This is a genomic window from Bradyrhizobium sp. WBOS07 (genome assembly GCF_024585165.1).
GTDB lineage: Bacteria > Pseudomonadota > Alphaproteobacteria > Rhizobiales > Xanthobacteraceae > Bradyrhizobium > Bradyrhizobium japonicum_B.
The window spans coordinates 3,979,614-3,999,956 of sequence record NZ_CP029008.1; the positions used below are offsets into that span (position 1 = coordinate 3,979,614).

The window sequence follows — 20,343 nt, forward strand, 5'->3', positions numbered from 1 at the left end:
TCTAATGCTCGTTCGAGTTTGCCGCGCTCTGCTGCGCCTTGTGGATCGAGGACGGCACCACGCCGAAATATTTCCGGAACACGCGGCTGAAATGCGACGAGCTGGAGAAGCCCCAGGAGAACGCGACATCGGTGATGGTCTTGCCGGCATGAGCCTCGAGTTCCTGGCGGCAGTTCTGCAACCGCGCCTGCCAGATGTAGTCGCTCACCGTGGTGCCGCGCTCCGAGAACAGCATGTGCAGATAGCGCTTGGAGCAGCCGAGCTCGGCGGAGATCTGGTCGATACACAGATCCGGATCGCGCAGATGCTCGCGGATGAAGAACTGCGCGCGCACATACATCGCTTCGGGCCCGACCCGGTCGAACATCGTGTCGGCTTCGCGCAGCGGCAGCAGCAGCAGGTCGATCAGCGAATCGGCGACGCCGACCGCGCTGTTCGCCGACAGCTTGGCAGCCTCGTCGAAGGTCGCATGGACGAAATCGTGGGCGATCCGCCCCGTGCCCGTCTTCGCCGACAACTTGCACGCCGGCATCCGCTGCGAGGGAAATCCGCGGTCGCGCAGCAGCGCCTTCGGCACGATCACCACGTCGTGACGCGTGAAGGCCGGGCTGATGATCGAATGCGGGCAGGAGACGTCATAGGCGATGATGTCGCCGGGGTTGATCTCGATGTGGCGGCCTTCCTGCTCGAAATAAGACACGCCGTAGGTCTGGAAGTGAATCTTGATGTAGGGATGCTCATTGGCCTTGGCGCGCGCCAGCGTGTGCGCGATACGATGCTGGCTCACCTCGATCTGGCAGAGCTTCAGGCGCGAGACGCTCGTGTAGTCGATGCGGCCTTCGAGCGAGGACGCCTCCAGCGGATCGACGTCGAAATGCCCACACAGGCTCGTCAGCCCGTCGATCCAGCTCTGGATCTGGCGCTTCGGCGTCATACCGGTCGTCGAGAGCGTGTGAATGGTGTCGGACATTAATCCAGCCACTGTTTTGATCCGGAGATTCGACGCGAATCGCGACCAGTGCTTGCTGAAGCCCTCAGCCGTGATTGCGTGACGTTTACCTCGAATTTGAGCGGTCTCTTGGCACGAGCGCCATCGTTCCATTGCCACCCTTGAAAGTTAATCCTCCGCCTTAGTTGCACCGCCGTCAAGGGGAACCTGAGCGTTGAAAGCGCCTCCATGCCGCACGGAAGCCGCTGAATTCGCTACTGCAAAATCAAAATCTTTTCCTCCGTGCGCTGTCGAGCAAAGCGGGTTCTCTCTTGGGCAAGTTTCCCGATGACGAAGTCGTTAGGGATTGCGGCAGGAACAACAAGAACGGGCCGCTCCTGCACGCGGACCCGTGGCTCTCATCAGGAGGAGGAAACAGCACAGCATCGTTTCTGGTCCCGATCGTGACCGCCCTGCACGAGCAGACGCCGGACGAGACGTCCGGTGAATCAATATTGCTTCGGAAAAATAACGAGACCAACGGAGGAATGACTATGCGCAAGGTGCTACTGGCGACCTTTCTTGGCTCCGCGGCGGCTCTCGCCGTCGGGAGCGCCTCAGCCAATGACGCGCTGATGAAGATGTCGCAGAACCCGAAAGACTGGGTAATGCCGGCCGGCGACTACGCCAACACGCGATACTCCAAGCTCAACCAGATCAACGCACAGAACGTGGGCAAGCTCCAGGTGGCCTGGACCTTCTCCACCGGCGTGCTGCGCGGCCACGAAGGCGGCCCGCTGATCATCGGCAACATCATGTACGTCCATACACCGTTCCCGAACAAGGTCTACGCCATTGACCTTTCGCAGGAGAACAAGATCGTCTGGAAGTACGAGCCGAAGCAGGATCCGAACGTGATTCCCGTGATGTGCTGCGACACGGTCAACCGTGGCGTGGCCTATGGCGACGGCAAGATCTTCCTGCATCAGGCCGATACCACGCTCGTCGCGCTCGATGCCAAGACCGGTCAGGTCGCATGGAGCGTCAAGAACGGCGATCCCGGCAAGGGCGAGACCGGCACATCGGCACCGCTGGTCGTGAAAGACAAGGTGATGGTCGGCATTTCCGGCGGCGAGTTCGGCGTTCAGGCCCACATGACCGCCTACGACATCAAGACCGGCAAGCTGGTCTGGCGCGGATATTCGGAAGGTCCGGACGACCAGATCCTGGTGGACCCCGAGAAGACCACCGCGCTCGGTAAGCCCGTCGGCAAGGACTCGAGCCTCAAGACCTGGCAAGGCGATCAGTGGAAGATCGGCGGCGGCGCCACCTGGGGCTGGATCTCCTACGATCCCGAGCTGAACCTGATCTATTACGGGTCGGGCAATCCCTCGACCTGGAACCCGAAGCAGCGTCCCGGCGACAACAAATGGTCGATGACCGTCTGGGCTCGCAACGCCGATACCGGCGTCGCCAAGTGGGTCTACCAGATGACGCCCCATGACGAATGGGACTATGACGGCGTCAACGAGATGATCCTCTCGGATCAGTCGATCAATGGCCAGCCGCGCAAGCTGCTGACGCATTTCGACCGCAACGGCCTCGCCTACACCATGGACCGCGTGACCGGCGAGCTGCTGGTCGCCGAAAAGTACGATCCGAAGGTGAACTGGACCTCCGGCGTCGACATGGACAAGAACTCCCCGACCTACGGCCGTCCGAAGGTGGTCACCCAGTATTCGACGGAAGCGGGCGGAGAGGACAAGAACACGAAGGGCATTTGCCCGGCCGCGCTCGGTACCAAGGACGAGCAGCCGGCGGCCTACTCGCCGGACACGCAGCTGTTCTACGTTCCCACCAACCACGTCTGCATGGACTACGAGCCGTTCAAGGTGAGCTACACCGCGGGCCAGCCCTATGTGGGCGCGACGCTCTCGATGTACCCGCCCCCGGGTGAAACCCACATGGGCAACTTCATCGCCTGGGACAACAAGACCGGCAAGATCGTCTGGTCGAACAAGGAGCAGTTCTCGGTCTGGTCGGGTGCGCTCGCAACCGCCGGCGGCGTGGTGTTCTACGGCACGCTCGAAGGCTACCTGAAGGCGGTCGACGCCAAGACCGGCAAGGAGCTCTACAAGTTCAAGACTCCCTCCGGCATCATCGGCAACGTGACCACCTATGAGAACGGCGGCAAGCAGTATGTCGCAGTGCTCTCCGGCGTCGGCGGCTGGGCCGGCATCGGTCTGGCGGCAGGTCTGACCGATCCGACCGCAGGTCTCGGCGCAGTCGGCGGCTACGCGGCCCTCAGCAACTACACGGCACTCGGCGGTACGCTGACCGTGTTCGCGCTGCCGAACTAGGCCCATCAGCATCGCTCCGGCGCGTGGATCAGCTCCACGCGCCGGCTCGTCTCCCCCCGGGGCTCCTTCGAGGATAATCTCTTGCGTAAAATCTGCTCTGTCATTGCTGCGATGATCTTGGTTGCGTCCGGAGGAATTGCGGTCGCGGACGGTCCGGGCGATCCGGCCGCGGTGAAGAAGGAAGACGACGGCAAGTGGCTCGATAAAGAGGGAACACCGACCTACAAGATTTCGGCCGACGGCACCGTGGACTGGTTCACCTATTCCGGTTACCGCCGCTATCACTCCGACTGCCACGTCTGCCATGGGCCTGACGGCATGGGCTCCACCTACGCGCCCGCGCTCAAGGATTCCGTCAAGACGATGAGCTACGGCGACTTCCTCGGCGTGGTGGCCTCCGGTCGCAAGAACGTCTCGACCGCACAGGAGAACGTCATGCCGGCCTTCGGCGACAATCCGAATGTCGCCTGCTACATGGACGATCTCTACGTCTATCTCCGCGCCCGCTCCACCGAAGCATGGGGCCGGCAGCGTCCTTCCAAGAAGGAGGAGAAGACAGAGGCCTACACCAAGGCGGAAGACGCCTGTATGGGCAAGAAGTGAACGCTACGAGGACTGCCAAGACCACTTCCTGGCGTCTTATGAGAATTTGAGGAGCTACCGATGAAGACACGTGCCGCCGTCGCTTTCGAAGCCAAGAAGCCGCTCGAGATCGTCGAGGTCGACCTGGAAGGCCCGAAGACCGGCGAGGTCCTGGTCGAGATCAAGGCGACGGGCATCTGCCATACCGACGCCTATACGCTCGACGGCTTCGACAGCGAGGGAATCTTCCCGTCGATCCTGGGGCATGAGGGCGCGGGCATCATCCGCGAGATCGGTCCCGGCGTGACCTCGGTGAAGCCGGGCGATCACGTCATTCCGCTCTACACGCCGGAATGCCGGCAGTGCAAAAGCTGCCTCAGCCAGAAGACCAATCTCTGCACCGCGATCCGCGCGACGCAGGGCAAGGGCGTGATGCCCGACGGCACCAGCCGTTTCTCCTACAAGGGTAAGCCGATCTACCACTATATGGGCTGCTCGACGTTCTCGAACTTCACCGTGCTGCCCGAGATTGCGGTCGCCAAGATCCGCGAGGACGCCCCGTTCGACAAAAGCTGCTACATCGGCTGCGGCGTCACCACCGGCGTCGGCGCCGTCGTCAACACCGCGAAAGTCGAGCCGGGCGCCAACGTGGTCGTGTTCGGCCTCGGCGGCATCGGCCTCAATGTGATCCAGGGCGCCAAGATGGCCGGCGCCGACAAGATCATCGGGGTCGACATCAACGACTCCAAGGAGGAGTGGGGCAAGCGGTTCGGCATGACCCACTTCGTCAACCCGAAGAAGGTGACCGGCGACATCGTCCAGCACCTCGTCGGCCTCACTGACGGCGGGGCCGACTACACCTTCGACTGCACCGGCAACACCACGGTGATGCGGCAGGCGTTGGAAGCCTGCCACCGCGGCTGGGGCACCTCGATCATCATCGGCGTCGCCGAAGCCGGCAAGGAGATCTCCACCCGCCCGTTCCAGCTCGTCACCGGACGCAACTGGCGCGGCACGGCGTTCGGCGGCGCGCGCGGCCGCACCGACGTGCCGAAGATCGTCGACTGGTACATGAACGGAAAGATCCAGATCGATCCGATGATCACCCACGTGCTCAAGCTCGAGGAGATCAACAAGGGCTTTGACCTCATGCACGAGGGCAAATCCATCCGTTCAGTCGTCGTGTTCTAGCCCGAAACCGTCACCCCAAGGAGGATCGACCCATGACTGTTGCACTCCACCCCTCGATCGACAACGGCCTCAAACAGGGCAGCGGCAGCTTTGCCGGCGGCACGCTCGTCTGCAAATGCAAGGACCATCCGGTCAAGGTCGGCATCAAGGGCGACGTCGCCCACAATCATGCCTGCGGCTGCACCAAGTGCTGGAAGCCGCAAGGCGCGACATTCTCCGTCGTCGCCGTGGTGCCGCGCCAGAACGTCACCGTGCTCGAGAACGGCGACAAGCTCCAGATCGTCGATCCCTCCGCGGTGATCCAGCGCTACGCCTGCAAGGCCTGCGGCACCCACATGTACGGCCGCATCGAGAACAAGGGCCACCCGTTCTACGGCCTCGATTTCATCCATCCCGAGCTGTTCCAGGAGCAGGGCTCGCAGGCGCCGCAATTCGCCGCCTTCGTCTCCTCCGTGATCGAATCGGGCGTGAAGCCGGAGCAGATGTCCGGCATTCGTGCGCGGTTGAAGGAAATCGGGCTCGAGCCCTATGATTGCCTGTCACCGGCGCTGATGGACGCGATCGCGACCCACGTCGCCAAAGCCAAAGCCGCCTGAGCAAGGCCGCTAGACGTTCGCCGGCCCCCGTCCGCTCGATGGCCTCGACCAGCGCCAGCGAAGCGGACGGGCCCCGGCTCCGGGACGATCGCGGCGATGCCGCCGCCTCTGCAACTCACGTGGCCATGAGGGTGACGAGCTCCCTCAGTCCTGGTCTCTGAATGACTGCGTAGCGCCTCCGACTTCCGTCTCGAAGTCCCGGCGTCTGCGTTTCTCCCTCCCTCGACTGAGGCATCCTGCTTCGTCCGTGCAGTCTTGCTGGCGGACGAAGCCTTTTTGGCCGCAGTCACGTTTTGCGAACGCGACGTGCACGCGGCGCGCCGGTGCGCCCTGCTTTTGACAAATCATCGATGCAGTCTTTTCCCGGTGAGAACACCCGGCTGTGAACGCCGGGCAGGCGCGATCTCTGCTACGATCGCGCCGTCACGATGCCGCGCGACATACAATCAAACAAGAACAAACGGGAGGTATCGACCACATCCGGACATCGAGATTCGTATTCCTGCCCCCTGCCGGGATCTGCCCGTGCGGGATCGTGGGCCGGGATGCGATGCAACTGGCATTGCGCCGACCGGCGTCGGCGAATTTTCAATTTGGCATGCTTATGAAGAGCGAGGGATGACCATGATCAAGGTGAAGATCAACGGACAGGAACAGAGCTGGGACGGCGACCCGGATCTCCCGCTACTCTGGTTCCTGCGTGACGAGGTCGGGCTGACCGGCACCAAGTTCAGCTGCGGCCAGGCTCTGTGCGGCTCCTGCACCGTCATCGTGGACAAGCAGGCCGTGCGGGCCTGCGTCACGTCGGTGAACGACGTCGCCGGGCGCGAGGTCACCACGATCGAGGGATTGCACCCCAACGGCGACCACCCGGTGCAGAAGGCCTGGCGCCAGGTCAACGTGCCGCAATGCGGCTTCTGCCAGGCCGGCCAGATAATGCAGGCCGCCGCGCTTCTGATGGACAACCCGAAGCCCTCGCACGACCAGATCCGCGAGGCGATGTCCGGCAACATCTGCCGCTGCGGTTGCTACCAGCGCATCGAAAACGCCGTCCATCTCGCATCGACGGGAGTGTGACATGAATTTCATCGACAATCCCCGCAAGCTTCGCGGCTTCGAGAAGCATATCAGGGTCGAGAAGATCTCGCGCCGCAGCATCCTGAAGGGGCTCGGCGTCACCGGCGGCTTCGTCCTCGCCGCCCCCGTGATGTCGCGCCAGGCGCTCGCCTATGAGACCGGCGCCGGCAAGATGCCGCACGGCGTCGTGGTCGATCCGCGCGTGTTCGTCTCGGTCGCCCCGGATGGCATCGTCACCATCGTCGGGCACCGATCGGAGATGGGCACCGGCGTGCGCACCAGCCTGCCGCTGATCGTGGCCGAGGAGATGGAGGCCGACTGGAACAGGGTCAAGGTGCAGCAGGCCCACGGCGACGAGGTCAAGTTCGGCAACCAGGACACCGACGGCTCACGCAGCACGCGGCACTATCTGATCCCGATGCGCCAGATCGGCGCCGCTGCCCGCACCATGCTGGAGCAGGCTGCGGCGAAGCGTTGGGGCGTGCCGGCGACCGAGGTCAAGGCGGTCAATCATGAGGTCGTCCACAGCGCCAGCGGCCACAAGCTCGGCTTCGGCGAGCTCGCAGCCGACGCCGCCAAGCAATCGGTGCCTGCAGTCGAAGGCCTCAAGCTGAAGGACCCCAAGGACTTCCGCTACCTCACCAAGGGCCAGATCGGCATGGTCGATCTGCACGACATCACCACCGGCAAGGCGCGTTACGGCGCCGACGTGCGGCTGCCGGGCATGAAATATGCCGTGATCGCGCGCCCGCCGGTGACCGGCGGCAAGCTCGTCTCGTTCGATCCCGACGCGGCGCTGAAGGTCCCCGGCGTCGAGAAGGTGATGAAGGTTCAAGGCTGGCCGTGGCCGTCGAAATTCCAGCCGCTCGGGGGCGTCGCCGTGATCGCGCGCAACACCGGCGCGGCGATCAAGGGCCGCGACGCATTGAAGCTGACCTGGGACGACGGCGCCAACGGCAAGTATGACTCGGTCGCCTATCGCAAGGAGCTCGAGGAGGCCTCGCGCAAGCCAGGCCTCGTCGTGCGCAAGGAGGGTGACGCGGAGGCGGCCTTGAAGGGCGCGGACAAGGTGATCGTCGGCGAGTACTACCTGCCGCATCTTGCTCATGTCAGCATGGAGCCGCCGGTGGCGGTCGCCGACGTCAAGGGCGACAAGGCCGAGATCTGGGCGCCGGTGCAGAGCCCGGGCGGCACCCGCGAGGACGTCGCCAAGACGCTCGGCATTCCCGAAGGCAATGTCACGGTCAATGTCACGCTGCTGGGTGGGGGGTTCGGGCGCAAGTCGAAATGCGACTTCGCGCTCGAAGCCGCCCTGCTGTCGAAGGAGCTTGGCGCGCCGGTCAAGGTGCAGTGGACGCGCGAAGACGACATTCACAACGGCTTCCTGCACACCGTCTCGGTCGAGCGGATCGAGGCCGGCCTCGACAAGAACGGCAAGGTGATCGCCTGGCGCCACCGCAGCGTGGCTCCCAGCATCGCCTCGACCTTTGCCGCCGGCGCCGTGCATCAGGCCCCGTTCGAGATCGGCATGGGCCTCGCCGACCTGCCGTTCGAGATCGCCAACATCTCCTGCGAGAATCCGGAGGCAGCCGCGCGCACCCGCATCGGCTGGTTCCGTTCGGTCTCCAACATCCCGCGCGCCTTCGCGGTGCAATCGATGGTCGGCGAGATCGCGCAGGCGACCGGCCGCGACCAGAAAGACATGCTGATCGAGCTGATCGGCTCGCCTCGCATCGTCAAGCCGAACGTGAAGGACCTCTGGAACTACGGCGAGCCCCAGGAGAGCTACCCGATCGACACGGCGCGCCTGCGCAAGGTGGTCGATCTGGTCGCGGAGAAGGGCGAATGGAGTCGCAAGGTGCCGAAGGGCCACGGTCTGGGCATCGCAGTGCACCGCAGCTTCGTCAGCTATATCGCGACCATCGTCGAGGTCGCTGTCGACGACAAGGGCAAGCTGACGGTGCCCCGGGTCGACACCGCGATCGATTGCGGCACCTATGTCAACCCCGAGCGCATCGCCTCGCAGATCGAGGGCGCGGCGATCATGGGCCTCAGTCTCGCGAAATACGGCGAGATCACCTTCAAGGACGGCAAGGTGCAGCAGAAGAACTTTGACGACTTCCAGCTCGTCAGGATCGACGAGTCCCCTGCGGTGACCAACGTCTACATCGTGCCGCCCGGACCCGACACGCCGCCGAGCGGCGTCGGCGAGCCCGGTGTCCCGCCCTTCGCGCCGGCGCTGATCAACGCGATCTTCGCGGCGACGGGAAAACGTATCCGGAGCTTGCCGATCGGCAAGCAGCTGGAGGCGTAGGACGGAACGGAAGCGGCCTCGCGCCGTTTCCATCGATCTGACAGGAGCAGATCGATGACAAACCTCTCAAAGGCGCTCGCAGTGTCACTGTCGAGCGCCTTTCTTTTGACGGCCGCAGGCGCATTTGCCCAGAGCAATACCGCGCCGCCGACCTCGGCCACCCGTCCCAGCACGCCGGACCAGACCTCACTGCCCAACGCCAATGCCCCGCCCGCCTCGACCACCCAGACCACCGGCCAGCATAATCCGGATCCGAAGGTTCAGGAGATGAACCAGAAGGAGAAGGACAAGGTGGATCGCCAAGGCAAGTAAACTTTTGCGACCCTCATGCCTCTGGCCGGCTTTATCCCGGCCATGCACCGGCCTTTGCCGTGGCACAACGTAGACGCCCGGCCCTTCGCCGCGCCGAGGCGGCTACGGCCGCGCAGGCGGCACAGGCCCGGGCGTGACGACGCGTATGCGGCCCGCGGGCAATCGCAGTATACAAACAAAAATGCGGCGGACGTTGCCGTCCGCCGCATTCCCACCCCCCTGCTGCTCCGCTGTCTTCGATCCGCCCGCGGAGCTATTTCTTCAATGCGAACACCCAGACCACGCCGCCTTGGGGCACATTGGCTTCGATGCCGATATTGTTGGTCACCAGCGCGTCCTGGATGCGCTGCGCGTCCACGCCCCAGCCCGACTGGATCGCGATGTACTGCGTGCCGTCGATCTCGTAGGACACCGGCATGCCGACAATGCCGGAATTGGTCTTCTGCTCCCAGAGGAGCTCGCCGGTCTTGGCGTGGAAGGCCCGGAAGTTGCGGTCGTTCGTGCCGCCGACGAAGACGAGGTCGCCGGCAGTCGCCGTGACCGATCCGAACAGTTGCGACTTGGGGAAGTTGTGCTGCCACACCTTCTTGCCCGTGGCGGGATCCCAGGCCTGGAGCTCGCCGAAATGATCTGCTCCCGGCCTCGTCTTCAGGCCGATGTCTTCCGGCTTGGTGCCGAGCCAGAGCTCGCCTGGCTTGAGCGGGACCTTCTCGCCGGTGAATCCGCCGCAGAAATTCTCGTTGGCAGGCACGTAGACGAGGCCGGTCCTCTGGCTATAGGCAGCCGACGGCCAATCCTTGCCGCCCCACAGCGACGGACAGAACTCGACGCGCTTGCCCATCACCGGCTTGTGCGCGGGATCCACGATCGGCTTGCCGGTCTCGTCGATGCCCTTCCAGACGTCCGTATGAACGAACGGCCAACCGGCGACATAATTGATCTTGGTCGGCGTCCGCTCGAGCACCCAGAAGATGGCATCACGTCCCGGATGCACCAGGCTCTTGATGGTGCGGCCGTTGCGCTGCAGATCGATCAGCATCGGCGCCTCGACCTCGTCCCAATCCCAGGAATCGTTCTGATGATACTGGTGGTAGGCCTTGATCTTGCCGGTGTCCGGATCGAGCGCGAGCACCGAGGAGGTGTAGAGATTGTCGCCGGGGTGGGAGTCGCCGGGCCACGGCGCGGCGTTGCCGACGCCCCAATAGATCGTCTTGGTCTCCTTGTCGTAATTGCCGGTCATCCAGGCCGAACCGCCGCCGTTCTTCCAATCGTCGCCCTGCCAGGTGTCGTGACCGGGCTCGCCTTCGCCGGGGATGGTGTAGGTCCGCCACAGCTCCTTGCCGTCCTTGGCATCATAGGCAACGACATAGCCGCGCACGCCGAACTCGCCGCCGGAGCCGCCGACGATGACCTTGCCGTCGACGATCAACGGCATCAGCGTCAAGTACTGGCCCTTCCTGTAGTCCTGGACCTTGGTATCCCACACCACCTTGCCGGTCTTGGCGTCGAGTGCGACCACGTGATCGTCCGTGGTGGCGAGGTAGAGCTTGTCCTCCCACAAGCCGACGCCCCGGTTGGTCGGATGCAGCTGGAACAGATCGTCAGGGAGCTGCCGCTTGTAGCGCCAATATTCGTCGCCGGTCTTCGCGTTCAGCGCGATCACCTGCCCCATCGGTGTCGTCACGAACATCGCGCCATTGTTGACGATCGGCGGCGCCTGGTGGCCTTCGACCACGCCGGTGGCGAAGGTCCAGACCGGCGTGAGGTTCTTCACGTTCGAGGTGTTGATCTGGTCCAGTGGACTGTAGCCGTGCCCGTCATAGGTGCGCCGGTAGAGCATCCAGTTTTTCGGCTCCGGATTCTCCAATCGCTGTGCGGTGACCGGCGAGTAGTTCTCGATCGGACCGGACACGGCGGCAGTGGATGCAAGACACGTGAAGGCGACGAAGCCGGACAGTAACCATTGCTTCCTGGTCATGGAAGTTGTCATGGACGTTCCCCTTTTCATCCGTTCTGAATTCTTGTTGTGAATTCTTGTCGTTCGTCCCCCGCCCGCCGTTGGCGGATGCGGCCTTTCGTGACGCGGGCCGGGCCCGCAACCGTCCATCATCCTGGCTGCGTGCCACCTACCTTTCCCATGAAATTGCCGGCGATGCTGAGCGAACCGTCAGCCAGCGCCAGCGGCAGCGCCGCGAGCCGTCGCGGCGCCGGTCCGAACACGACTTGCGCGCCGGCGCGCGGATCGAATTCGGAGTTGTGGCACATGCATTTGAACACCTCCTTGTCGCCGACATCGCTCTTCACCCAGGCGGTGACGGGGCAGCCGGCGTGCGAGCAGATCGCCGAATAGGCTATGATGCCCTCGACGGCCCGCGCGCGGGTCTTCTCGTCGAGCTCGGCGGGATCGAGGCGGATGATCAGGATCTCGTTGAGCCGCGAGCCGCTGCGCACGACCGATGTGTTGGGATCCTTCGGCCAGGCATGCACCGGCGGTCCGCCGGCGTTCAGATCGGCCGCGGTGATCAGCTTTCCCTCCTTGTCGCCTTGGGAGTAGACGAGCACATCGCCTTTCTGGGGCCGTTCGTCGGATCCGGGCGGATCCTCACCTGCGCGCGCATGCGCGGAGCAGCCGAGGCAGGCGGTGACGGCGAGCGCGCCGAGCAGGACCGTTCGCCGCGTCTGCTCGGCATCGACCTCGGCATCGGGCTGCCTGGAGTTTTCGGACGATGTGAAATTGGTGGTGAACGATGCGCGGGACATGTTCACAAGCAGGCGCTGGAACTCTGCCGAAAACAAGGCGAAGAATTGGCACCGCAGTGCATCAATATGGCTTTGCTCGCGTTGATTGAGCAAGACCGAATGCAACCAAAGCGTTTTCGCGATTGCAACGTCACGCCGCGCGATCGGCATGATGATTTTGCAGATCAGACCGATGATGACGGAATTGGTGCAGTGCGCTTTTCGTCGCGCTGCGCAAACGCAGCGCGACCGCTCTTCATGCGCTGGAGGCAGCCGGTGTCGTCAGGGCCTGAGGACGTGGCGCGGCGCGGCGATCGAACCGGCAACGGTTGCCGACGCCATTTCGAAGCTGTCGGCGATGCGCCGCGCCTTGTCGATGAACAGGCTGGCCGCTGGCGGCGGGCAGACCTCGCGCGCGGTCTGCTCGAACAGATCGAGCCAGCGGTCGAAATGGTCACCAGCCAAGCCGAGTGGCAGATGCGCCCGCATCGGCGAGCCGTGATAGCGGCCGCTCATCAGCACCACCGAGGACCAGAAATCCCTGAGCTTGGCGAGATGCTCGTCCCAGTTCTGCACGACGCCAAACACCGGACCCAGCTTTGCATCCTCGCGCACCCGTCCGTAGAAGCGGGTGACGAGTTCCGCGATCATCTCCTCGGTGATCCCGGTGCGCTCGATCGCATCCTGCGTCAACAGGCTTCGCCGTGCGGCCGCCGCCTCGCGCTCGGCCTTCAGTCGATCCGACATATCCTCTGTGTCCGTTCCGTTGTTCCCGCGGGTCCGCTCGACATTGTCGGGCCAGTTGCGCGCGGCGTCTTTGTCGCAGCGCAAAGTGCGGGATCCGGCGGCGAACGCGAATGCCCGCCGCCGGCCGCCTGATCAGGCGCTGTAGGTGTAAAAGCCCTGCCCGGTCTTGCGGCCGAGATGGCCGGCATCGACCATTTCCTTCAACAGTGGCGCTGGCCGGTATTTAGGATCGTTGAAGCCCTTGTAAAAGACCTCCATCACCGAAAGCATGGTATCGAGCCCGACCAGATCGGCCAGAGCGAGCGGCCCGATCGGATGGTTGCAGCCGAGCTTCATGCCGGCATCGATCTCTTCCGCGGTCGCGATCCCTTCCTGGAGCGCGAAGATCGCTTCGTTGATCATCGGGCACAGGATGCGATTGACGGCAAAGCCCGGGCTGTTCTTGGCGGTGATCGCCACCTTGCCGACGCGCTTGGCGAAATCGAGCGCCTTGGCATGGGTGTCGTCGGAGGTCTGCAGGCCGCGGATCAGCTCCAGCAGGGCCATCACCGGAACCGGGTTGAAGAAGTGCATGCCGATGAAGCGATCGGGACGGTCGGTCGCGGCGGCGAGCTTGGTGATCGAGATCGACGAGGTGTTGGTCGCGACCAGCGTGCGCGGCGACAAGGCGGCGCAGAGGTCCTTCAGGATCTTGACCTTGAGCTCCTCGTTCTCGGTCGCGGCCTCGATGACCAGGTCGCAATCCGACAGCTTCGCCCGGTCGGTGGTACCGGTGATGCGCTTGAGCGTGGCGTCGCGGTCGGCCGCCGACATCTTCTCCTTCTTGACCAGGCGTTCGAGGCTGCCGCCGACGGTCGAAAGCCCGCGGTTCACGGCCGCATCGGAAATGTCGACCATCACGACCGAGAGTCCGGCCGCCGCGCAGACCTGCGCGATGCCATTGCCCATGGTCCCTGCCCCGATGATGCCAACGGTCTGGATCATTGCCTCATATCCTTCATCCTTGCGGGCGCACCGGGCGGCACGGCCCATTGTTCCTGCACCAGGGTCTAGCACCGCCACAACGCGACTGCGACCTGATCCGCCCTCTCCTTAAAGCATCCGGGGCCGGAATAAAGCCGCCCACGACCGCGAATCGGCACGATTTTGCCGCCCGGCAAGCGGTTTGACCTCGAATTTGGCCCGGCGGAGGGACGGCCGGCCCGGACGCTTCGGATCGCCGTTGAGCTCCACGAATGGGACCACGCGGCGCCCGCTTCTGGAAATTGCGCCGTGAATCGTGGTCTAGTCCGCGACAGGCCTGTTGCCGGCTCGCCGCGGCGAGACCGCGCGAGGGTCCGGAAGCAGCTCAGCTGCGGCTGAGCGTGGGGGCTTTTCGAATGGACGTGATCATCTATCACAATCCCGAATGCGGCACGTCGCGCACGACGCTCGCGACGATCCGAAACGCCGGCATCGAGCCGCATGTGGTCGAATATCTGAAGACACCGCCATCGCGGGCATTGCTGCAGCAGCTCATCGCACGCATGGGGATCTCGGTGCGCGAGGCGGTTCGCGACAAGGCCCCCGCTTACGCAGAGCTCGGGCTCGACGACCCCGCGCTGACCGACGATCAGCTGCTCGACGCGATGATGGCGCATCCGATTCTGATCAACAGGCCGATCGTCGTGACGCCGAAGGGCGTCAGGCTTTGCCGTCCCTCCGAACGGGTGTTCGATCTGCTGCCGGCGCAACAGCGTCAGGCCGGATGAACGACTTCGCACGATCCATTGGCGCTGCGTTCTCGCTCATCGGCGAAGCCGACGCCGAGCTGCTCGGCATCGTCACCTTGTCGGTGCGCGTCAGCCTGACCGCGAGCATCATTGCTCTCATGATCGGCGCGCCGATCGGAGCCTTGCTCGCGATCACCCGTTTCCGCGGGCGGCAGGTGATCATCGTGCTGACCAATGCGCTGCTTGGCCTTCCGCCGGTCGTGGTCGGGCTCGTGCTCTACCTGCTGCTGTCGCGGTCGGGCCCGCTCGGGGCCGGCGGGCTGTTGTTCACGCCGGCCGCCATGATCATCGCGCAGACGCTGCTGGCCGCGCCCATCGTGGTCGCCCTGGTGCACCGACCCGCAAGCCTGCTGTGGGCGGAGTATGGCGACCTGGCGCGGATCGATGGGCTGTCGGCCCTGCGCAGCTTGGCGCTCCTGTTCGCGCTCGGCCGGGCCTCGCTGCTGACGGCCTTTCTCGCGGCGTTCGGCCGCGCCATCGCCGAGGTCGGCGCCATCATCATCGTCGGCGGCAACATCCGCGGCTTCACCCGCACGATGACGACGGCGATCGCGCTGGAGACCAGCAAGGGCGACCTGCCGCTGGCGCTCGGACTCGGACTGATCCTGCTCGCGCTCAGCGTCGCGGTATCGACCGTCGCCTTCGTGCTAGTGGGACGCGTTGGGGAAAAATAGCTGCTCGCCGCCGACCTTGTAGCCGGCGATCGCGTCCTGCCCCTTCGATGAGACGAGCCAGTCGATGAAGGCCTGCCCGTCCTTCGCCTTCACGTTCGGGTGCTTCTCGGGACTCACCAGCATGACGCCGTACTGGTTGAAGAGCCGCTTGTCGCCCTCGGTCAGGATGGCGAGATCGCCTCGGTTCTTGAACGAAAGCCAGGTGCCGCGGTCCGACAGGACATAGGCGTTCGACGACGACGCCATGTTCAACGCCGGGCCCATGCCCTGACCAATCTCCCGATACCAGCTGTCCTTGCCGGAGTTGAGGTCGACTCCCGCCTCTTTCCACAGCCTCAGCTCGGCCGCATGCGTGCCGGACTTGTCGCCGCGCGAGACGAACGGCGCCTTCGCGGCCGCGATCTTGCGCAGCGCCTCGACCACATCCTTGCTGCCGGATATCCGCGCCGGATCGCTCTTTGGCCCGACCATGATGAAGTCGTTGTACATGACGTCGAAGCGCTTCACGCCCTGCCCTTCCGACATGAACTTGTCCTCGGCGGGCCTGTCATGGACGAACACGACGTCGGCATCGCCACGCCGGCCGATGTCCAGCGCCTGGCCGGTGCCGACGGCGACGACCTTCACCCTGATGCCTTCGGCCTTCTCGAACAGCGGCAGCAGATGGCCGAACAGGCCTGATTGCTCCGTCGAGGTGGTCGAAGCAACCGTGATGGTGCGCTCCTGCGCAAACGCGAGGGTGGACCAGAGCAGCAGCGCTCCAAGGGTGGCGATCTTCCTCATGGGTGGTTTCCAGACAAGGGATGACGGTCCCTCAATAGCCGTTTGGAACGCCAACGGGAACCCCCAACGTTCAACCGCTCAGGGTTGAAGCGATGGCCGCAATTCGTCAGGAACGTCGCTGGCGCAGGCGGATTGTCTGGGATGTATAGTCAGGGAGAATCCCATGAAGAAGCTCGTCTTGGCATCGGCATGCATCATGGCGCTGGCGACCGGTAGTGCCGTCGCGCAGACACAACCCACCCCGGGCGCCTCGGGCCAGAGCGACGTCGGCCCCTCCTCGCGAGGTCCCGCCACCAAGGGCATGACGACCGGACGCTCGTCGAACATGCAGAACGAGGCCAGCGACGGCAAGGGTGCGCAGCAACCATCAGCCGGCGGCACTAACACCAACAGCACGGGCGGCCAGACCGGCGGCAGCGCGGGCACCGGCAAATAGTCGGAAGATCGAAAATTCCGCTTCGCCGTCCTTCGCCTTCGAAGGCGCGTGCTTGACACGGCGCAGCCATATCGTGGGCGCGTCACGTCGGCGGCGGCCGATGACGCTCGGACTTCACGGCGATTGGTCTGTCGGTGATGACTGACACTTCATCAGGTCACCCACCGGCACCGACCGCCCTGTTTGATGTTCTGCAATTGATCTCGGCTACATTGACAGAGGTGTGACGGCCGGGGCAGTTTTTCACATTGCTGGCGAATCAGCGATTGCCTCACGCCGAGTATCTCTTGGACAACGCCTAGTGCTTTCGAGACTGATATCGTTGCTGCGCCGCATCCCTGCGGTGAAATGGGCGTTCACCCGGCTTCGGCCCGTGCCGCAGGGCGGCAGCATTGATGCAACGCCGGCCGTGGCAGACGTCTCACCCGTCATTGAGATCCAAGACGTCCCGGCACAAGACGTGCCAGCGCAAGACATCGCGGAAGTCGCTTCGACTCAGGTCGCCGAAATCAGCAAGGCCTCGCGCCTCGACGAGGCCGAAAGCGAGTCCGCAGCTCCGCCCGCCGAGGATGATGCCGCGATCTCCGTCATCGCGGAGAGCCCACCGGCAGCGCCGACCGAGGCCGTCTCCAGCGACGATTCCGCCCGGCACACACCGTCCGACATTGAGCCGGTCGTCGAAGAAAAGGCTTCGGCAGCCGAGATCGAAACCACGGCGGAAGATGCTCCCGAACCAGCCATCAGCAACGATCCGGTCGTGGCCGAGGCCGTCGCCGCGGTGGAGACTTCGCTGTCGCCCGTCGCGGTCGGGCGTGATCCGCTTGATGGCCCCGCCCTTGTTGTCCACGACGATCGCTCCTCTGATGCCATCGTGGACGTCGAGCGAAGCGGAGACGCGCCGTGCGTCACGTCTGCCGACGCCGAAGTTCTGGCAGAGCCTGTCTCCGAGACCGACTTCGGCAGCGATCCCTCGCCGGACGATGCGGCTGCCATCGCGCCGGTAGTTGCGGAAAGTGCTGCGCCCGTCGCAGCGGTGGCCGCAGAGCACGACCCCACCGACACGGCCAGCGTCATCACCGAGATCGCGCCTGCTCCGGCGCTCGTCTCGCCTGCTCCGGAAGTCCGCAGCGCGCCGAAGGTTCGCGCGAGAGCCGCGGAGCCCCTCGATCGCACCGCGCTGATCCGGCAACGCTGGGCGGAAAGCGGGATCAGGATGTGGAATCTGCGGCTTCACGGCACCGGCGAAGCCACGCTGAACATCCAGGGAAGCGTCGGGCTGCTGCCACCCGCCCCCGGCGAGACGATGCCGCGTTATGACAAGCTGGAATTCAGGATGCTCGGCGGACAGATCGTCTGCGAGGGCGTCATTGTCGAGGGCCCCGCGCAGGCGAGCCAGCGCAGTTTCACGCGGCTCGCCGAGCCTGCGAAACTCGAGCGAGTCCGCGAACCGGGCCGGGAGCGTCAGGCCGCTCTGGCCTGATCCTCTACTCCTGCAACCAAAGATGTGCTCGGCTGATACTCCGACATGGGAGATCGCCCCTATGCGATTACCCTGCCCGGCGAGGAGAGGTGGGGCATCACGTTGCGCCGACACGCATGGTTAGCAGAACGTAGCAGCGGCTTCTTGCCGGACTTTGCAGCCGATGCGCCCGCTTCTGCGGCCCCTTATCGTTAACGCCGCCTCACCGACGCCCGCGAACGAAAGAGACGCTGTGGCGCCCGACCCGAGCCTGTCCGTCGGTACGCATCAATCTAACGCGCCCTTTACCCCCGTCATGCAAGATCGCCGGCGTTTTCAGGGTAGCCGGGGCTCGTATTTTCAATGCCTGTTGCAGATTTGAAGTCTCTTCTCGCCGCCGCAGTTCGGCTGTTTCGCGTTCCGGCCGACAATCCGGATCTGATGCGCGCGCAGTTCGGCGCCTTCTCCAAGCAGGTCCCGCTGCTCTACTTCATCCTCATGAGCAACACGATCGCGGTGGCCTACACCTACGTGAACGTGGCGCCGGACTGGCTGACGATGATCGTGCCCGGCGTGCTGACCGTGCTCGCAGGGTTGCGCGGCTATTGGTGGCTGCGCCAGCGTCATCTGGTGCGCAGCGACGCCGACATCCTGCGCAATCTGCGCGCGACCAACTGGCTGACCCTGCCGATCAGCGCCGGATTCACCGCCTGGTCCTTCGCGCTCTATCCCTACGGCGATCCCTTCGCCAAGAGCCAGGTCGCCTTCTACATGGCGGTCACGGTGATCGGCTGCATCTTCTCGCTGATGCATCTGCGCTCGGCGGCGCTGATCGTGACGCTGATCGTCGACGTGCCTTATGTGCTGTTCTTCTTCGCCACGGGCGAGCCGACGCTGAAGGCGACGGCCGTCAACAACCTCCTGGTTTCCGGCGCGATGGTAACGGTGCTGTTCATCTATTACCGCGATTTCGCCGATCTCGTCGCCAGCCGCAAGTCGCTGCTTGCGCAACAGGCGGCGACGCAGGCGCTCTCGGACGAGAACTTCCGCCTCGCCAATCTCGATTCCCTCACCGAGCTGCCGAACCGCCGCCGCTTCTTCGCCGAGCTGTCGAGCGCCTTTGCCGACGCCGAGCGCAGGCACGTCCGCGTCGCGGTCGGGATCATCGACCTCGACGGCTTCAAGCCGATCAACGACAATTACGGTCACTCGGTCGGCGACCGCGTCCTGATCGAGGCGGGCCGGCGCATCCGCGAGGTCTGCGAGGGCTTCGGCCCGCAGCGCGTGGAATTCGCCCGGCTCGGCGGCGACGAGTTCGGCCTCATCGTCTGCGGCGACCCCGATGACGCGGACCTGATGCGGCTCGGCGAGCGCATCGGCGATCGGGTCAAGCTGCCCTACCACCTCGACACCGCTCATACCGGCTTGTCCTGCTCGATCGGTTTTGCATCGTTCCCGAACTCCGCGACGACCTCGGAAGCGCTCTATGAATGCGCCGACTATGCGCTCTATCACGCCAAGCGCCATCAGCGCGGCCGCACCGTGATCTTCTCGAGCGAGCTCGAGGCCGAGATTCGCAGCCGTGGCGTGATCGAGAATCTGTTGCGCACCTCCGATTTCGGCGCCGAGATGGAGCTGGTTTTCCAGCCCATCGTCGATGCCATGAGCGAGCACACCGCGGGTTTCGAGACGCTGGCCCGTTGGCACAGTCCCCGTCTGGGCTGGGTCTCTCCGGCCGACTTCATTCCCGCCGCCGAGCGCATCGGCCTGATCCGTCCTTTGACACAGGCGCTGCTGGCGCGCGCCCTCGCCACGGCCAAGACCTGGCCCGACGACCTCCGCCTGTCGTTCAACCTGTCCGCTCACGACGTCTGTGCCGCCGAGGGCATATTGCCGCTGATCTCGATCATCGAGAAAAGCGGTCTGTCGCCCCGCCGGATCGACTTCGAGATCACCGAGACTGCCGTCACCTTCGATTTCGTCCGCGCGCAGCAGTCGATCGCCACGCTGAAGGCGATGGGTTGCGGCATTTCGCTGGACGATTTCGGCACCGGCTATTCGTCATTGAGCCACGTGCACCGATTGCCGCTCGACAAGATCAAGGTCGACCGCAGCTTCGTCGCCGAGATCAACGAGAATCCGGTGAGCCACAAGATCATCAAATCGCTTGCGGGCCTCTGCGACGACATGGAGATCGCCTGCGTCGTCGAGGGCGTCGAGACCCGTGCCCAGCTCGACAGCCTGCGCCGGCTCGGGTGCGATTTCATCCAGGGCTACTATTTCGCCAAACCCATGCCGGCCGATGCGATCGCCGAGTACCTGGCGAACGAACGCCAGCGTCTCGACGGCCGCGGAGCCAAGGTCGTGGCCTGA

The 20,343-nt window shown here is 64.3% G+C and carries 18 protein-coding genes; 12 read left to right on the forward strand and 6 right to left on the reverse strand.

Annotated features, from left to right (window positions below; translation table 11 throughout):
- Window position 1 precedes the first annotated feature (1 nt).
- Window positions 2-970 carry a helix-turn-helix domain-containing protein gene (locus DCM79_RS19060; protein ID WP_126255566.1) on the reverse strand — a complete coding sequence of 323 codons (969 nt, stop codon included), beginning with the start codon at window positions 968-970 and terminating at the stop codon, window positions 2-4.
- Window positions 971-1,482: 512 nt separating this feature from the next.
- On the opposite strand from DCM79_RS19060, the gene xoxF5 reads away from it, so the two are divergent.
- The 7 genes from xoxF5 to DCM79_RS19095 all read left to right on the forward strand — a co-directional run bounded on the left by xoxF5 (window position 1,483) and on the right by DCM79_RS19095 (window position 9,360).
- Complete coding sequence (xoxF5, locus tag DCM79_RS19065) at window positions 1,483-3,288, forward strand: lanthanide-dependent methanol dehydrogenase XoxF5 (RefSeq protein WP_257180793.1); 1,806 nt, start codon at window positions 1,483-1,485, stop codon at window positions 3,286-3,288.
- 111 nt (window positions 3,289-3,399) lie between these two features.
- A complete protein-coding gene (locus DCM79_RS19070) occupies window positions 3,400-3,891 on the forward strand; it encodes a c-type cytochrome, methanol metabolism-related (RefSeq protein WP_257180794.1) in 492 nt (163 codons plus the stop codon).
- Window positions 3,892-3,951: 60 nt separating this feature from the next.
- Entirely contained in the window at window positions 3,952-5,061 is a 1,110-nt protein-coding gene (locus DCM79_RS19075; protein ID WP_257175810.1) for an S-(hydroxymethyl)glutathione dehydrogenase/class III alcohol dehydrogenase, read from the forward strand.
- 32 nt (window positions 5,062-5,093) lie between these two features.
- A complete protein-coding gene (gfa, locus tag DCM79_RS19080; protein WP_028137804.1) occupies window positions 5,094-5,657 on the forward strand; it encodes an S-(hydroxymethyl)glutathione synthase in 564 nt (187 codons plus the stop codon).
- Between the two features lie 624 nt (window positions 5,658-6,281).
- On the forward strand, window positions 6,282-6,734 hold the full coding sequence (locus DCM79_RS19085; protein ID WP_028137805.1) for a (2Fe-2S)-binding protein: 453 nt from the start codon (window positions 6,282-6,284) through the stop codon (window positions 6,732-6,734).
- Between the two features lies 1 nt (window position 6,735).
- Window positions 6,736-9,048, forward strand: coding sequence for a molybdopterin cofactor-binding domain-containing protein (locus DCM79_RS19090; RefSeq protein WP_257175811.1), 2,313 nt, complete (start codon window positions 6,736-6,738; stop codon window positions 9,046-9,048).
- 54 nt (window positions 9,049-9,102) lie between these two features.
- Window positions 9,103-9,360, forward strand: coding sequence for a hypothetical protein (locus tag DCM79_RS19095; protein ID WP_257175812.1), 258 nt, complete (start codon window positions 9,103-9,105; stop codon window positions 9,358-9,360).
- 253 nt (window positions 9,361-9,613) lie between these two features.
- Here DCM79_RS19095 and DCM79_RS19100 read toward each other — a convergent pair whose 3' ends face one another.
- From DCM79_RS19100 to DCM79_RS19115, 4 genes are all read right to left on the reverse strand, one after another.
- Entirely contained in the window at window positions 9,614-11,338 is a 1,725-nt protein-coding gene (locus tag DCM79_RS19100; RefSeq protein WP_028137808.1) for a methanol/ethanol family PQQ-dependent dehydrogenase, read from the reverse strand.
- Between the two features lie 128 nt (window positions 11,339-11,466).
- Window positions 11,467-12,120 (reverse strand): ubiquinol-cytochrome c reductase iron-sulfur subunit, encoded by a 654-nt coding sequence (locus DCM79_RS19105; RefSeq protein WP_257180795.1) that lies wholly within the window; start codon window positions 12,118-12,120, stop codon window positions 11,467-11,469.
- A gap of 261 nt (window positions 12,121-12,381) precedes the next feature.
- Window positions 12,382-12,846 carry a group III truncated hemoglobin gene (locus DCM79_RS19110; protein ID WP_257175813.1) on the reverse strand — a complete coding sequence of 155 codons (465 nt, stop codon included), beginning with the start codon at window positions 12,844-12,846 and terminating at the stop codon, window positions 12,382-12,384.
- A 132-nt stretch (window positions 12,847-12,978) separates the two neighbouring features.
- Entirely contained in the window at window positions 12,979-13,830 is an 852-nt protein-coding gene (locus DCM79_RS19115) for a 3-hydroxybutyryl-CoA dehydrogenase (RefSeq protein WP_257175814.1), read from the reverse strand.
- Between the two features lie 395 nt (window positions 13,831-14,225).
- Here DCM79_RS19115 and arsC point away from each other — a divergent pair, with 395 nt between their 5' ends.
- Both arsC and DCM79_RS19125 read left to right on the forward strand, forming a co-directional pair.
- Window positions 14,226-14,597, forward strand: coding sequence for an arsenate reductase (glutaredoxin) (gene arsC / locus DCM79_RS19120; protein ID WP_257175815.1), 372 nt, complete (start codon window positions 14,226-14,228; stop codon window positions 14,595-14,597).
- On the forward strand, window positions 14,594-15,292 hold the full coding sequence (locus DCM79_RS19125; RefSeq protein ID WP_257175816.1) for an ABC transporter permease: 699 nt from the start codon (window positions 14,594-14,596) through the stop codon (window positions 15,290-15,292). Before arsC ends, DCM79_RS19125 begins: the two co-directional genes overlap by 4 nt.
- On the opposite strand, the gene DCM79_RS19130 is transcribed toward DCM79_RS19125, so the two are convergent.
- The gene (locus DCM79_RS19130) at window positions 15,266-16,075 is read right to left on the reverse strand and encodes an extracellular solute-binding protein (protein ID WP_257175817.1); all 810 of its coding nucleotides are present in this window, start codon (window positions 16,073-16,075) and stop codon (window positions 15,266-15,268) included. The two genes, DCM79_RS19125 and DCM79_RS19130, sit on opposite strands and share 27 nt — an antisense overlap.
- Before the next feature lie 163 nt (window positions 16,076-16,238).
- Here DCM79_RS19130 and DCM79_RS19135 point away from each other — a divergent pair, with 163 nt between their 5' ends.
- The 3 genes from DCM79_RS19135 to DCM79_RS19145 all read left to right on the forward strand — a co-directional run bounded on the left by DCM79_RS19135 (window position 16,239) and on the right by DCM79_RS19145 (window position 20,343).
- Window positions 16,239-16,511 (forward strand): hypothetical protein, encoded by a 273-nt coding sequence (locus DCM79_RS19135; RefSeq protein WP_257175818.1) that lies wholly within the window; start codon window positions 16,239-16,241, stop codon window positions 16,509-16,511.
- Between the two features lie 322 nt (window positions 16,512-16,833).
- The gene (locus tag DCM79_RS19140; RefSeq protein WP_257175819.1) at window positions 16,834-17,991 is read left to right on the forward strand and encodes a hypothetical protein; all 1,158 of its coding nucleotides are present in this window, start codon (window positions 16,834-16,836) and stop codon (window positions 17,989-17,991) included.
- Window positions 17,992-18,333: 342 nt separating this feature from the next.
- Entirely contained in the window at window positions 18,334-20,343 is a 2,010-nt protein-coding gene (locus DCM79_RS19145; RefSeq protein ID WP_257175820.1) for a bifunctional diguanylate cyclase/phosphodiesterase, read from the forward strand.

Bases quoted from the DNA above. Each gene is read 5' to 3' on its own strand.
- DCM79_RS19060 (WP_126255566.1), bottom strand. From the start codon at position 970: ATGTCCGACACCATTCACACGCTCTCGACGACCGGTATGACGCCGAAG.
- xoxF5 (WP_257180793.1), top strand. From the start codon at position 1,483: ATGCGCAAGGTGCTACTGGCGACCTTTCTTGGCTCCGCGGCGGCTCTC.
- DCM79_RS19070 (WP_257180794.1), top strand. From the start codon at position 3,400: ATGATCTTGGTTGCGTCCGGAGGAATTGCGGTCGCGGACGGTCCGGGC.
- DCM79_RS19075 (WP_257175810.1), top strand. From the start codon at position 3,952: ATGAAGACACGTGCCGCCGTCGCTTTCGAAGCCAAGAAGCCGCTCGAG.
- gfa (WP_028137804.1), top strand. From the start codon at position 5,094: ATGACTGTTGCACTCCACCCCTCGATCGACAACGGCCTCAAACAGGGC.
- DCM79_RS19085 (WP_028137805.1), top strand. From the start codon at position 6,282: ATGATCAAGGTGAAGATCAACGGACAGGAACAGAGCTGGGACGGCGAC.
- DCM79_RS19090 (WP_257175811.1), top strand. From the start codon at position 6,736: ATGAATTTCATCGACAATCCCCGCAAGCTTCGCGGCTTCGAGAAGCAT.
- DCM79_RS19095 (WP_257175812.1), top strand. From the start codon at position 9,103: ATGACAAACCTCTCAAAGGCGCTCGCAGTGTCACTGTCGAGCGCCTTT.
- DCM79_RS19100 (WP_028137808.1), bottom strand. From the start codon at position 11,338: ATGACCAGGAAGCAATGGTTACTGTCCGGCTTCGTCGCCTTCACGTGT.
- DCM79_RS19105 (WP_257180795.1), bottom strand. From the start codon at position 12,120: ATGTCCCGCGCATCGTTCACCACCAATTTCACATCGTCCGAAAACTCC.
- DCM79_RS19110 (WP_257175813.1), bottom strand. From the start codon at position 12,846: ATGTCGGATCGACTGAAGGCCGAGCGCGAGGCGGCGGCCGCACGGCGA.
- DCM79_RS19115 (WP_257175814.1), bottom strand. From the start codon at position 13,830: ATGATCCAGACCGTTGGCATCATCGGGGCAGGGACCATGGGCAATGGC.
- arsC (WP_257175815.1), top strand. From the start codon at position 14,226: ATGGACGTGATCATCTATCACAATCCCGAATGCGGCACGTCGCGCACG.
- DCM79_RS19125 (WP_257175816.1), top strand. From the start codon at position 14,594: ATGAACGACTTCGCACGATCCATTGGCGCTGCGTTCTCGCTCATCGGC.
- DCM79_RS19130 (WP_257175817.1), bottom strand. From the start codon at position 16,075: ATGAGGAAGATCGCCACCCTTGGAGCGCTGCTGCTCTGGTCCACCCTC.
- DCM79_RS19135 (WP_257175818.1), top strand. From the start codon at position 16,239: ATGAAGAAGCTCGTCTTGGCATCGGCATGCATCATGGCGCTGGCGACC.
- DCM79_RS19145 (WP_257175820.1), top strand. From the start codon at position 18,334: ATGCCTGTTGCAGATTTGAAGTCTCTTCTCGCCGCCGCAGTTCGGCTG.